Genomic DNA, 12618 nt, shown 5'->3' on the forward strand with positions numbered 1-12618 from the left:
GTCAGTCGGTGACGATGGCGCCGCCGGTGTACGGACGGCTCAGGCGGGTGAGGACATCGTGGTAGGCGTCCATGAACGCGGTACGGACGTTGTTCCGTTCGAGGGCTGCAACGCCGCGGACCGTGGATTCGCCCGGTGTGCCGACCTCACGGCGTACGGCGAGGGTGTCGCCGTCGCGTTTGATCAGCAGCTCGGCCGTGCCTGCCATGGTCTCGAGGAACATGGATTTCGCGCTCTTGAGGTCGAGGCCGTGGCACACCGCGGCGTCGATCGCGGCCTCGGCCAGGACGGCGATGTAGGCGGGCATGACCCCGGCCGTTGCCGTGGCCAGGTCCATCTGGCGCTCCGGAAGTACGACGACCGTCCCGAGCCGGGAGAGGAGCTCGACCGCGGGCTCGCCGCCTGCGGCCACGGCAACCACGCCTCTGCGGACCTCGACCGGCGTATTGGGCATCGTCCGTACGACGGTGGCACCGGGATAGGCGGCTTGGAGCTCGGCGACGGTGGTCGGGCCCATCATCGAGATCACCATCTTCCCCGTGGCGTCGACACCCTTCGCGATCTCGGCCAGCTGGTCGGGACGATGGCCGAGGAAGATGGTTTCGGAGCGCTTGAACAGGTCGGCGTTGGTGGGCATCACCTCTCCACCCAACTCGGCCACAAGTGCCGCCGCCCGTCCGGAGCCGGCGTCGGTCGCGTAGACCGGCTCACCGAGTCCGCGCGCGATTGCAGTGGCCATGTTTCCTGCGCCAACGAAGCCGATCATGAGGATCCTCTGTCAGGTGGGGACGAACGGTCATCTGAACCGTAGAGCGGTCGAGCTGTTCGTACTTGCGTCGCACGTCGGACCCGTGCCGCGGGTTTTGCATCACCTGTCGTTAGCAATCGCGGGCCGGGCTGCCGAGGATCGGTGCAAGGAACGTTGTGCCGGCAGGAAGGCCGCTGAGAATGCCGAGTAGAGGTGCGACCGACAAGTCGACAGGGCCCGCGAGTCCGCGGGTCCGGGTCCGGCGTCGACCCGCCCGAGCCTCGTACGACCTCGACAAGGTCCACGAGATCCTGGACGAGTCCCTCATGTGTCACGTCGGCTTCGTCGTCGACGACCAGCCGTACGTGTTGCCCACCCTGCACGTCCGGGTCGGCGATTCGCTGCTGATCCACGGCTCCCGCCGGAACCGGATGTTCAACCTGATCACCGACGGCGCGCCCGTCTGCGTCGAAGCCACGGTTCTCGACGGACTGGCGATGGGCCGCTCCGTGCTGCAGAACTCGGTGAACTATCGCTCGGTCGTCGTCCTGGGCACGGGTACGGCGATCGAGGATCCCGAGGCCAAGCTGGAACGCATGCTGGCCCTCGTCGAGAAGTGCATCCCGGGCCGGTTGCCGGACCTGCGACCGCTGACGGATGCCGAGCTCGGCAGCGCGCTGCTGGTGTCCATTCCGCTCGACGAGTGCTCCGTCAAGGTGCGCACCGGCGACGGGGACGACGCGGCCGCGGACCGAGCCCTACCTGTCTGGGCCGGCGAGCTCCCGTTGCGGGTGACCCCTGGTGAGCCGGTCCCGGATGAGCACGTGCCGGCCGGTACGGCGGTCCCCGAGTATCTGCGGTTGTGGGGCCAGGGCAGAACGGGAGTGTGACTCCGGCCTTCGGACGCTATCGTCGGGGGATGACGTCAGAGCTCCAACGGTTGGTTGATGCTCTCGGCCACAAGATCCAGCGCAACGTGACTGTTGACGATGCGTGGATGCGTCAGCTGGCCTTCTCTTCGCACGAGTACGGCCCGGTCGACCAGCTCCGCCAGCAGTCGATCTTCCAGCAGCACGACGTACGTCCGGAGGTCCTGGCCTGGACGCAGGCCGCCGGAGCGCGGACCGCGGTGGAACCGTTCCGGCCGCCGATCGATGCCCGGATCGGTTGCATTCATCAACGATTGGTGGTCCCGATCCGGTGGCAGGGCGCACTGGTCGGGTACATCTGGATCGTCGAGGGGGAGAACGAGCTCACCGCCGAAGAGCTCAGGACCGTCTCCCAGACGACCGAGACGCTCGCGGCCGCCCTGCATCGAGACCAGCTGGCAGAGGAGTTCAGCAAGAGCAGGGTTCGCGATCTTTCCCATGAGCTGATTCTGGCCGGCGACCTGGCCGCTCGCCGGCACGCCGCCGCCGACCTCGTCGACGGCGACTACTTCGTCGCATCCGAGCCGGTGTGCGTCGTGGTGGTGACGCTGTCCGCAGACGGTCGCGGGCTGTCCGAGAACGAGCGCGACGTACTCGGTGGATGGCTCGATCGTGCGGGACGTCGGCTGAGCGATCGTCGTCACATCTGCCTGGTCCGGCGAGATCACGGTCTGCTTCTGCTCTCCGACAAGGACCCCATGTTCGGCGGCACGGAGAAGGTCGCGCTGGTGCGGGACCTGCTGTCGAGCATCCTGGCGGATCTGCCCGGCAGTGATCCGTACGCCGGCATCGGCAGCGTGGCCGGCGATCTGACCGATGCGCACAGCTCGTACGAGACGGCACAACGAGCAGCCCGGGTGGCTCGCGTCATGGCCGGCGCGGACCGCGTGATGTCCCACGAAGAGCTCGGCGTCTACGGACTGCTGACCAGGATCCCGGGTCGCGAGCTCGACGAGACCTGCGTGCCACCCGGCCTGCTCCAGCTGATCGGATCAGGTCCGAAGGGCGCCCAACTGGTCGACACGCTCGAGGCGTTCCTGGAGAACGCGGGTGACGTCCAGGCGACGGCGGAGCAACTGTTCGTGCATCGCACCACGCTGTACTACCGGCTCCAGCGGATCGAAGAACTGACCGGCGCGCACCTGTCCAACGGGGAGGACCGCCTCGTGTACCACCTGGGTCTGAAGATCGCCCGGTTGATCGGGCTCAGGCGTTAGCTACAGGAGAAGGAGAGCGGGCTGCCGCTTTCCGACGACGGGAGAATGCCCGCCGCCCGACCATCCCCCTAGCGTGAACGCGTGACGCGATTCGGGATGGAGACGCCGGGATGCTGGTGCTGACTGCGACGGACGTACGGGCGGCGTTCCCGATGGGCGACGCGGTGGAGTTGATGCGCTCGGCGATGGCCGCGCATGGCAGGGGAGAGGTGTTCCAGCCTCCTCGCGTCGTGCTGGACCCGCCGGCGTTCGATGGGTCCGTCTGGCTCAAGCCGGCCGCTGTCGAGGGAGGCGTCGGGCTGAAGGTGCTGACGATCGTTCCAGGGAACCAGCAGCGTGGCCTGGAGGTGATCCAGGCGTTCGTGGCCCTGCTCGATCCCGTGACCGGCGTACTGCTGGCGCTGCTCGAGGGCGGAGTGGTGACCGAGCTTCGGACGGCCGCGACCTCAGGCGCTGCCACCGGTCTGCTGGCCAATCCGGACGCAGGTGATCTCGCCATCATCGGCGCCGGAGTACAGGCTCGGAGCCACCTGCTGGCGATGGCCGAGGTTCGCAAACTCCGGCGCGTCCGTGTGTGGAACCGGACCGGACAACGAGCGCTCGAGTTCGTTCGATGGGCCGAGGCTCGCGGCTTCGAGGTCGAGGTCTGCGAGAGCGTGCAGTCCGCCGTGGACGGAGCGGACCTGGTCTGTACCGTCACGTCCTCGACGGAACCCTTGATCGACGGAGACTGGATCTCCCCAGGCACCCACCTCAACGCGGTCGGCGCCTTCCACCGGGAGGGTCGCGAACTCTGCACGAACCTGGTGCAGAAGGCTGACGTCTTCGCCGTCGACAGCCGCGAAGGCGCCTTCGCCAACGCCGGCGACATGCTGATACCACTCGACGAGGGAGCGTTCGCCGACTCGTTCGATCCACCCGAGGTCGGTGAGTTGCTCGTCGGCGCGCGGGCCGGGCGGACACGACCGGACCAGATCACCGTGTTCGAGTCCTTGGGACTGGCGATCCAAGACGTCGCCGCTGCAGCGTCGATCGTCGCGCTTGCGCAGCGTGAGGGCATCGGCGTCGTGATCGACTTTCCCTGACAGGAGCCGGTCGTGACCAAAGAAGTCACCGTTGTCGGGGGAGGGGCCATCGGTCTCGCCAGCGCCTACTACCTGGCCCAAGCGGGTGCGGCGGTGCGTGTAGTCGAAGCCCGTCGCGTCGGCAGCGGAGCCTCGTGGGGCAACAGCGGCTGGATCGCTCCCTCATTCGCCGCGCCGATCCCTGCCAAGGGCCTGCTGGGCTACACGTTGAGGTCCCTGACGGATCCCGCATCGCCGATCTACTTCGCCCTGCGAGCAGATGCCGACTTCACCCGGTGGGCATGGAGGTTCTGGCGCCACTGCAACGACAGCGCCTTCCAGCGCGGAATGCGGGCTACGGCACGGTTGGGTGAGAACACCCACGCCCTGTACGCCGAACTCGCCGCCGGCGGAATCGACTTCGGCATCCAGCGTGCGGGGATCCTGATGGTGGCCCGTCAGGCCGAGGCGCTGGCAGGTGATCTCGACCGGCTGAGGATCCTGTCGGCGTACGGCTATCCGTTGCCCGAGGCAATCTTGACCGGGGACGATTTGCACAAGGCCGAGCCGGTGCTGTCCGACGAGGTGACCGCGGGATTCCTGATCGAAGGCGAGGCGCATGTCGACCCGGCGCGGATCAGTCGTGGATTCGCGGACGCCCTCGACGCCGAGATCCTCGAGGGCACCGAGGTCGCCGGAATCGACCACCGCAACGGGCGAGCGACTGCGCTGCGAACGTCCTCGGGGCGCTTCGAGGTCGAGAACGTCGTACTCGCCGCCGGAGCCTGGACCGAACCCCTCGCGCGGATGCTCGGCGTGAAGCTGCTGATGCAGGCCGGCAAGGGGTACAGCTTCTCCATCCGTCCCCGGATCCAGCCACGCAGGCCGATCCATTTCGGGGAATCGAAGGTGGTGGTCACGCCGCTGTCCGACGGCAAGGCGCGTGTCTCCGGGACGATGGAGCTGAGCGGCCTCAACCTGCGTCTCGACGAACGCCGCATCCGCGCCATCAAGGCTGGGGCGCGCAGGTATCTGGCGGACTGGCCCGGCGACACCGTCGAGGACGAGTGGGTCGGGATGAGACCGCTGGCCGCTGACGGCCTGCCGATCCTGGGACGCGTACCCGGGTTCGAGAACGTCTATCTGGCGACAGGCCACTCGATGTCAGGCATCACCTTGGCCCCGGCGACCGGTCTGTACATGTCCGAGCTGATCATGACCGGCCACACACCAGGCGTGCTGAAGCCTTTCGATCCGGGACGCGTCATGCGCCGCTGAAACAGGCGAGGTGATTGTGCTCCACTGGGATGGTTACCGGGCCCAGTAGAGGAGAGAGCGCAATGGCCGACGCGCACTACGACGCGATCGTGATCGGGACCAGCCAGGGCGGCCGGTTCCTCCCCGTCGAGCTGGCGAAGGCGGGCCAGAAGGTGGCGCTGGTCGAGCGAGGTCTACTCGGCGGGGTGTGCGTCAACACCGGATGCACCCCCACCAAGACGATGGTCGCCAGCGCGCGCCTCGCCTACCAGGCCCGCCGCGGCGCGGAGTACGGCGTACGCACGGGTCCGGTCTCGGTGGACCTGGCCGTGGTGCGCGAGCGCAAGCGCGCGATGGTGGCCGGCGCGCGGGACAACTACGCCGGCCGGCTGGCGCTGGACGGGCTCGAGCTGATCGAAGGCGAGGCGCACTTCACCGGGCCGAAGACGGTTGAGATCGCGTTGACGAACGGCGGGACACGGGAGATCAGTGCGCCGGTGATCATCATCGACGCGGGCACCAGGCCCAAGCCGCTGGCGATCGCCGGCGACGTTCCGGTCCTCGATTCGACCTCGATCATGGAGTTGGACGAGCTGCCGGAGCACCTGGTCGTGCTCGGCGGAGGCTACATCGGCCTGGAGTTCGGCCAGATGTTCCGCCGGTTCGGCAGCGAGGTCACGATCGTCCAAAGTGCCGCGCGGGTGATGATGGCCGAAGACGACGACGTGTCTGACGAGGTCGTCACGATCCTGCGCGATGACGGGATCACCGTGCTGACCTCCGCGACGCCGGTCCGGGTCGAGCCGGCCGGCGGCGGCCGGGTGCGGCTGGCCGTTCGCACCGACGACGGTGAGGAACAGATCGAAGGGTCGCACCTGCTGGCGGCCATCGGCCGCGTCCCGAACACCGAAGCGCTCGCTCCGGAGGCGGCCGGCATCCGCCTCGACGAGCGTGGCTTCATCGAGGTCGACGAGTACCTCGAAACCAGTGTCCCCGGCGTCTACGCGATGGGGGACATCAAGGGCGGGCCGGCCTTCACCCACCTGTCCAACGACGACTACCGCATCCTGCACGCCATCCTGATCGATCACGAGAAGCGGAGTACGCGGGACCGGATCGTCCCGTACGCGGTGTTCATCGACCCGCAGCTCGGCCGCGCCGGCCTGACCGAGCGCGCGGCCAGGGCACAAGGACGCGCCATCCGGGTGGCGAAGCTCCCGATGAGCGCGGTGATCCGGGCCCTCGAGATCGGCGAGACGCGCGGCTTCATGAAGGTCGTCGTCGACGCGGACACCGGGCAGATCCTCGGCTGCGCGGTCATCGGCAGTGAAGGCGGCGAGATCATGACGATGATCCAGATCGCCATGCTGGGCAAGCTCACCCACACCGCGATGGCTGACGCGATCTTCACCCACCCGCTGCTGGCCGAAGGCCTCAACAGCCTCTTCGCGATGTTCGACGCCTGAGACAACGCAAAGCCCACCCGGGTCTGCCGGGTGGGCCTTGTGCCGCCGTTCTGGGACGAACTCAGACGTCGTAGTACAGCTCGAACTGTTGCCACAAGGTTGGCTGTTGTTGACTGTTATTGGCAATGTGCCGCTGACCTGCGCACTAGCCATTGGTGGTCGTTGGGTGAGGTTGGCTTCATACGGCTGTCTGACGGAACACGGACGGAACAGAATCACCCGGTAGGGGCGTCGGTCTGCTCGCCGCTGCGGGCGGCAGGCTCGGTGGGTGCTGGCCACAGTCCGAGCACGATCCCCGCCGCAAGCCACATGCGGCGGTAGCCGCTCATATGCTGATGCAGCGACTGCGCGAACTCAGCCAGGTCCGGCGCGCTGCGCTTCTTGGGCAGATCGGACCCGCGTAGTCGGCTTGAATACACGTTGACGTAGTCCTGCGGGTCGATCCTCTGGGCTTGCTCCGGCGTGAGCTGACCGGTGCGTACGAGATCGTCGGGCGAGGGGACATCGCCGATGATCCAACGCGAGTGCATCAGGTCACCCCGCTTGCGGAGTAGGTCCTTCGCGGTCGTTGCCCAATCGGTGATTGCGTCGGCCCACGGCTGGTGGTCCGGCTCCGCTGCATCGCGCAGCGAACGCTTGATCTCGCGTACCTGCTGGTCGGTCTTCATTCGGAGCGTGTCGGCCAGTGGCGTGTTTGTCAGCATCGAGACAAGCTGGGACAGCCCCCATTCGATGCGGGCCGAATCGACGGCGACGGCGCCGATGTGCGGGAGGAAGGTCGACAGAGCTTGGTCGACGCGTTCGATTGGGTCCGATGGCTCCGGCATACGCGTATGTCTGGCGGGTGAGCCTGCGCGAGGCCAAGAGCACAGCACGTGAAGCTTTGCTTCGGCCGTCCGGTCAGACGGCGTGCAGCGTCTCCTCGAACTCGGTCACAAGGCCCTCGCCGGGGAAGCGGTCCCGCAGTTCATGGTCAAGCTCACCGGCGATCATCAGTAGATGGATCTTGCTCTGTCGGCCGTGCTTGAGCCCGGTTTTGCCGAGTTCCACGGCCTGTTCTAGGTCGCCTTCCCGGCCCGCCACGATTCCGAGGGTGATCCGGCACTCTGAGACCCGCATCGGGCTGAGTTCGGTGCCGTCCGGCGACGTGTTGTCGCTGATGACGGTCGTCGCGTACTGCGTGGCTAGGTCGTCGTCACCGGCCATGCGGTGCACGTCCATTGCGTAGTAGTCCCACTTCGCCGGGTCCACCTTGAAGTGATTCTCCGGCCGGTCCGGGTACGGCAGCCGGTCGAGGATCTCCTTGCCCGAGGCAAGCAACGTGCTCAGGCCGGCTTCACCGAGACGGGCCTTGGCCTTGGCTTCCTGTGCGATGAGTTGGACGTGGACGCTGGACGACTGCGCGACCGCCTGACCGCGTTGGGCGGCATCGACTGCCTGCCGGAACCGGCCTTGGGTGAGTGCGAACCAAGCCGTCATCTCATGCCCCCACCCGGCAATCTCAGGGTGTCCGGCCTCAAGGCCGAGTTGCAATGCCGCCGTCCGGGTGGACTCAGCCGCCGACCGCATCCCGAGGTCGTACTCCACGCACCCGGCCAGCAGGGCAAGCCATCCACCAGCCACCAACAGTTCCTGATGGGCCTTCAGGCCGACCGGACGCCGCAACAGTCGACCGACATGTTGGAGCCATTCATGGGCCTCACGACGCAGGTCAAGGGCGTCGCGGTAGCTGTACTGGCAGCACAGTTCCTCGATCGTGGATTGCAGCGTCTCCAGCGTCTGGGAGGTGGTGTCGCTGGCCTGCATCCGCTGGACCAGCTCGGCGGTCTGCCAGGGGGTGCGGTCGAGCTTCGCCGCAACATCTTCGCGGGCGGCGGCGATCAGCTCACCCTTCGCTCTCAATGCCTCGTCGCACAGCCGGGCCAGGTCGTCGGTCGGGGCCTTGCGGCCGTTCTCGATGTTGCTCAGGTAGGACCGGCTGTAGTTCGTGGCTCTGCAGAGGTCGGCCAGGGACCAACCGCGGTGATCCCGGTACTCGCGTAGACGGCTCCCGAACGACACGCCACCAGTGTCACCCATGGCCTTGTATCCCTGCATCCCGAACCAGCGGGATACGCGGGAATCATCGTGCCGGACAGCGGACTAGGCCAAGCTTTCAGCATGAACACCGAGACACCTACCAGCGCAACGGGGAAGGTCGACGGCAGTTGGCCGGAACTCAGCACCTCGCGGTCTGAGCCGTGCGACGGCTGTAACCCGGTGACGGCGCGGCCGTGCGTGCTCGGCCACCACTCCGGCTACCACCGTGACGCATCCGGTGCCGAATGGCTGGACGAGTGACGCGGTGCGGAGCGAAATGAAGGACTGGTAATGCAGCGTCGAGTTCACCCTCACGAGGGACAACCTCAGCCGGGACGCTGACGCCCATCTGACCCGAACAGGCGTGCGCGGCGACCTGCAGAAGACGGGCCACTACGTGTTCAACAACACCGACTCGCACGAGGACTACCTCCAGGCGCTCATGAGCACGGTCGGAGAGCTGGACGCGATCCTGAAGCCGTACGGCATCGCGCGTCGGATCTACGCGTGCCGGGCTGGTCGAGCTGGAGTACCACCACTAGACCGCAGGGGCGTGCGTGCCGATCCCTGACATCCGCGCACGTCCCTGCCGCCACGTCAGCCCACGTCGGCCGGCGGAACAGGCCCGTAGTCCGGGACACCGCCGGGCTTGGCCCGACCACGCATCTCCTCCACGAGCGCGGATCTCGTCGCCCGGTCCAGCGTCCCGAGGTCGAACGAGCCGACCCCATCGGACAGCGTCCACCCGCGTCGCCGGAACGACAGCGACAGTTTCAGCAACAGCAGTGCGTCGGCGTCCCCCTCGGGATGTACGGGCATGAGTTCGGCCAGCAGTGCTCGCAGTTGTCCGGTGTTCGGTGTTCCGCTGGTGGGGTCCCGGTCGATGCGTCTGGACATGTTCAGGGCGGCGGCGGCTCTGGGGTTCGTCGAGTCGATGCCGTACAGCTCCAGGTACGCCGCCGTGGCCTGCTCGACGTCGCCTCGCTCCCAGTCGGCCCTACCGCTCAGCTCGTCTTCGATCATCCGCCGCACGACGGCACTGGGGGTCATGTTTCGACGCTTCGCCAGGGCCACGAACCCTTCTTTGCTTGCCCTAGGCAACTTCACGGCAAATGTCGTCAGCTTGTCGGTTTGTGTCATGGGTCCCACCATGTCGAGGTTGCTCAGGACGGAGACGGACCGGCGTCGGGGGGCGCATGACTGGGGCCGGGTGCGAGATTTTCTGAGGGCCTGCGGGTGCGCTCCAGCGGTAAGGGAACTGGTGCGCACCCTGCCCTTCGGTCCCGCGCAGGTGGGGTCATGGACCAGCACACAAGAAGGTCAAGCCGGTCTCTCCCACCTTCGATCCTCCGCGGACACGTACAAACCGCCGTGGCGACGTTGACGCAGGGACCATGCGAGGGTCAGCGCCGTTCGTTGCCGAACAGCCGATCGAGGTCATCGCTTAGTCCGCCTTCACCAACCGCGCCGAGATCACCCGTGTAACCGCGCGGTCCGTCGACGGGGACTCGGCCCTTCGGCAGTCCGGCGAGGACGGCAGCGGCGGCCGGGGTGTCCTGCAACATGGCCACCCATGGTTCCCGTTCGAAGGACCGCAGTCGCCCGTCTCGTATGGCGGCCTCGACCAACGTCCGTTCTCGTGCGGTGCGGTGCCGCTCGGCGTCTGCACGCAACCCGGCCAACCCGGTGGTATCGATCGTCGCGGTGCCCTCGTCGGCCTGGACGGTCTCGCTCAGTGCCTCGTCAATGGCGGCGCGGACCACGGCGGGGTTGGACGTTGGATCGCATCCGAGCCGTTCGGCCACCGAGGCACGGAAGTTGTCGAGCCCTACGGCTTGATCCTTCAGGTTGGTGAACACGCCCTCGTCCACGACAACGCACCCGACCGGCGGCGTGTACGACGGTTCGGCCGGCTGAGCCGCTGAAGACCGAAGCGTCCAAGACGTCTGTTCCGATCCCCTCGGAACTGGCACTCGAATTGTCGGCGGCGGTCGCACGGTGGGGAAGCGGCTGGCTCGTGACTGACGGCGCTGGCGGGCAGGCTTCGACGTGGTCGATCGACCGGGCAATGCGCTCGGCGCGGAAGAAGGTGCCAGGGCTGCCGGAGGGGTTCCGCTTCCACGACCTGCGGCACTACCTCGCGTCTCTGCTGATCGCGTCACGCGCTGACGTGAAGGTCGTGCAGGCCCGCGTACGGCACGCGAGTGCGAAGACCACGCTCGACACCTATGGGCACCTGTGGCCGGACGCAGATGAGTCGACCCGTGCCGCCGTTGGTGCTGTGCTGGCGGCACGGGTCGAGGGTCTCACGGAACAGCCACGGAACGCGGAGGGGTCATGACGACGTTTCCGCAGGTCAGCGGCCTACAGCCGATCAGACGTCGTAGTAGAGCTCGAACTCGTGCGGGTGTGGGCGGAGCTGGATCGGGGCGATTTCCTGCTCGCGCTTGAGGTCGATCCAGGTCTCGATCAGGTCCTCGGTGAAGACGTCGCCTTCGAGCAGGAAGGCGTGGTCGGCCTCGAGGGCGTCGATCACGGCCGGGAGCGAGGTGGGCACCTGCGGGATGCTCGCGTGCTCCTCCGGCGGGAGCTCGTAGAGGTCCTTGTCGACCGGGTCGATCGGCTCGATCTTGTTCCGGATGCCGTCCAGGCCGGCCAGCAACTGGGCCGCGAAGGCCAGGTACGGGTTCGCCGACGGGTCGGGGCAGCGGAACTCGATCCGCTTCGCCTTCGGGTTCGACCCGGTGATCGGGATCCGGATGCAGGCCGAGCGGTTGCGCTGCGAGTAGACCAGGTTGACCGGCGCCTCGAAGCCTGGCACCAGGCGGTGGTACGAGTTCACCGTCGGGTTCGTGAAGGCCAGCAGCGACGGCGCGTGCTTGAGCAGGCCGCCGATGTACCAGCGGGCCACGTCGGACAGGCCGCCGTACCCGGACTCGTCGTAGAACAGCGCGTCGCCGCCGGAGAACAGCGACTGGTGGCAGTGCATGCCGGAGCCGTTGTCACCGAAGATCGGCTTCGGCATGAAGGTCGCGGTCTTGCCGGCCGCCCAGGCGGTGTTCTTGACGATGTACTTGAACTTCTGCAGGTTGTCCGCAGTCTTCAGCAGTTCGTCGAAGCGGAAGTTGATCTCCGCCTGACCCGCCGTACCGACCTCGTGGTGCGCACGCTCGACCAGCAGGCCGGAACGCTCCAGGGCCAGCGTGATGTCGTCGCGCAGGTCGCCGAAGTGGTCGGTCGGCGCGACCGGGAAGTAGCCACCCTTGTAGCGGACCTTGTAGCCGCGGTTGCCGCCGTCCTCGACCCGGCCGGTGTTCCAGGCACCGGCGACCGAGTCGATCGAGTAGTAGCCGGAGTTCGCCTTGGTCTCGAACCGGACGTCGTCGAAGACGTAGAACTCGGCCTCCGGCGCGAAGAACGCGGTGTCCGCGATGCCGGTCGATTTCAGGTACTCCTGCGCCTTGCGGGCGATGTTGCGCGGGTCGCGGCTGTACGCCTCGCCGGTCAGCGGGTCGTGCACGAAGAAGTTGATGGCCAGCGTCTTGGTGCCGCGGTACTCGTCGACGAAGGCGGAGGTCGGGTCGGGCAGCAGCTTCATGTCGGACTCGTGGATCTGCTGGAACCCGCGTACCGACGACCCGTCGAACATCAGGCCCTCTTCGAAGACCTCGGGACCGAACGACGACACCGGGACGGTGAAGTGCTGCATGATGCCCGGCAGGTCGCAGAACCGGACGTCGATGATCTCGACGCCCTCGTCCTTGACGTAGGCGAGCAGCTCCTCAGCGCTGGAAAACATACGTACTCCTCGGGGTGGCTCAGAGATTCATCTGAACGTAGGGCCTGCCGATTACTCGG

The 12618-nt window shown here is 67.0% G+C and carries 14 protein-coding genes; 8 read left to right on the forward strand and 6 right to left on the reverse strand.

The window, feature by feature from the left end:
- Position 1: 1 nt before the first annotated feature.
- On the reverse strand, positions 2-766 hold the full coding sequence (locus E0H75_RS14200) for a pyrroline-5-carboxylate reductase family protein (protein ID WP_131513954.1): 765 nt from the start codon (positions 764-766) through the stop codon (positions 2-4).
- A 182-nt stretch (positions 767-948) separates the two neighbouring features.
- Between E0H75_RS14200 and E0H75_RS14205 the strand changes: the two genes are divergently transcribed.
- From E0H75_RS14205 to E0H75_RS14225, 5 genes are all read left to right on the forward strand, one after another.
- Positions 949-1638 carry a pyridoxamine 5'-phosphate oxidase family protein gene (locus tag E0H75_RS14205; protein ID WP_131513955.1) on the forward strand — a complete coding sequence of 230 codons (690 nt, stop codon included), beginning with the start codon at positions 949-951 and terminating at the stop codon, positions 1636-1638.
- A 29-nt stretch (positions 1639-1667) separates the two neighbouring features.
- A complete protein-coding gene (locus E0H75_RS14210) occupies positions 1668-2894 on the forward strand; it encodes a PucR family transcriptional regulator (protein WP_131513956.1) in 1227 nt (408 codons plus the stop codon).
- 110 nt (positions 2895-3004) lie between these two features.
- The gene (locus E0H75_RS14215) at positions 3005-3979 is read left to right on the forward strand and encodes an ornithine cyclodeaminase family protein (protein ID WP_131513957.1); all 975 of its coding nucleotides are present in this window, start codon (positions 3005-3007) and stop codon (positions 3977-3979) included.
- A gap of 12 nt (positions 3980-3991) precedes the next feature.
- Complete coding sequence (locus E0H75_RS14220) at positions 3992-5236, forward strand: NAD(P)/FAD-dependent oxidoreductase (protein WP_131513958.1); 1245 nt, start codon at positions 3992-3994, stop codon at positions 5234-5236.
- A gap of 62 nt (positions 5237-5298) precedes the next feature.
- The gene (locus E0H75_RS14225; protein WP_131513959.1) at positions 5299-6681 is read left to right on the forward strand and encodes a mercuric reductase; all 1383 of its coding nucleotides are present in this window, start codon (positions 5299-5301) and stop codon (positions 6679-6681) included.
- 215 nt (positions 6682-6896) lie between these two features.
- Here the strand turns inward: E0H75_RS14225 and E0H75_RS14230 are convergent, their stop codons facing one another.
- Positions 6897-7508, reverse strand: coding sequence for a hypothetical protein (locus tag E0H75_RS14230; protein WP_131513960.1), 612 nt, complete (start codon positions 7506-7508; stop codon positions 6897-6899).
- Between the two features lie 73 nt (positions 7509-7581).
- Entirely contained in the window at positions 7582-8760 is a 1179-nt protein-coding gene (locus E0H75_RS14235; protein WP_238163004.1) for a helix-turn-helix domain-containing protein, read from the reverse strand.
- An 81-nt stretch (positions 8761-8841) separates the two neighbouring features.
- Here E0H75_RS14235 and E0H75_RS14240 point away from each other — a divergent pair, with 81 nt between their 5' ends.
- Together E0H75_RS14240 and E0H75_RS14245 are read left to right on the forward strand one after the other, a co-directional pair.
- On the forward strand, positions 8842-9021 hold the full coding sequence (locus E0H75_RS14240) for a hypothetical protein (protein WP_131513961.1): 180 nt from the start codon (positions 8842-8844) through the stop codon (positions 9019-9021).
- A 103-nt stretch (positions 9022-9124) separates the two neighbouring features.
- Positions 9125-9331, forward strand: coding sequence for a hypothetical protein (locus E0H75_RS14245; protein WP_131513962.1), 207 nt, complete (start codon positions 9125-9127; stop codon positions 9329-9331).
- A 26-nt stretch (positions 9332-9357) separates the two neighbouring features.
- Here the strand turns inward: E0H75_RS14245 and E0H75_RS14250 are convergent, their stop codons facing one another.
- Both E0H75_RS14250 and E0H75_RS14255 read right to left on the reverse strand, forming a co-directional pair.
- Positions 9358-9810: a hypothetical protein gene (locus tag E0H75_RS14250; protein ID WP_131513963.1), complete on the reverse strand. Its 453-nt coding sequence runs from the start codon at positions 9808-9810 to the stop codon at positions 9358-9360.
- A 353-nt stretch (positions 9811-10163) separates the two neighbouring features.
- On the reverse strand, positions 10164-10631 hold the full coding sequence (locus E0H75_RS14255) for a hypothetical protein (protein ID WP_131513964.1): 468 nt from the start codon (positions 10629-10631) through the stop codon (positions 10164-10166).
- Positions 10632-10738: 107 nt separating this feature from the next.
- Here E0H75_RS14255 and E0H75_RS14260 point away from each other — a divergent pair, with 107 nt between their 5' ends.
- Positions 10739-11101: a tyrosine-type recombinase/integrase gene (locus E0H75_RS14260; RefSeq protein WP_238163005.1), complete on the forward strand. Its 363-nt coding sequence runs from the start codon at positions 10739-10741 to the stop codon at positions 11099-11101.
- Positions 11102-11134: 33 nt separating this feature from the next.
- Here E0H75_RS14260 and glnA read toward each other — a convergent pair whose 3' ends face one another.
- Positions 11135-12559, reverse strand: a complete 1425-nt coding sequence (gene glnA / locus E0H75_RS14265; RefSeq protein ID WP_131350677.1) for a type I glutamate--ammonia ligase — start codon at positions 12557-12559, stop codon at positions 11135-11137.
- Between the last annotated feature and the right edge of the window lie 59 nt (positions 12560-12618).

This window comes from Kribbella capetownensis (assembly GCF_004331485.1).
GTDB lineage: Bacteria > Actinomycetota > Actinomycetes > Propionibacteriales > Kribbellaceae > Kribbella > Kribbella capetownensis.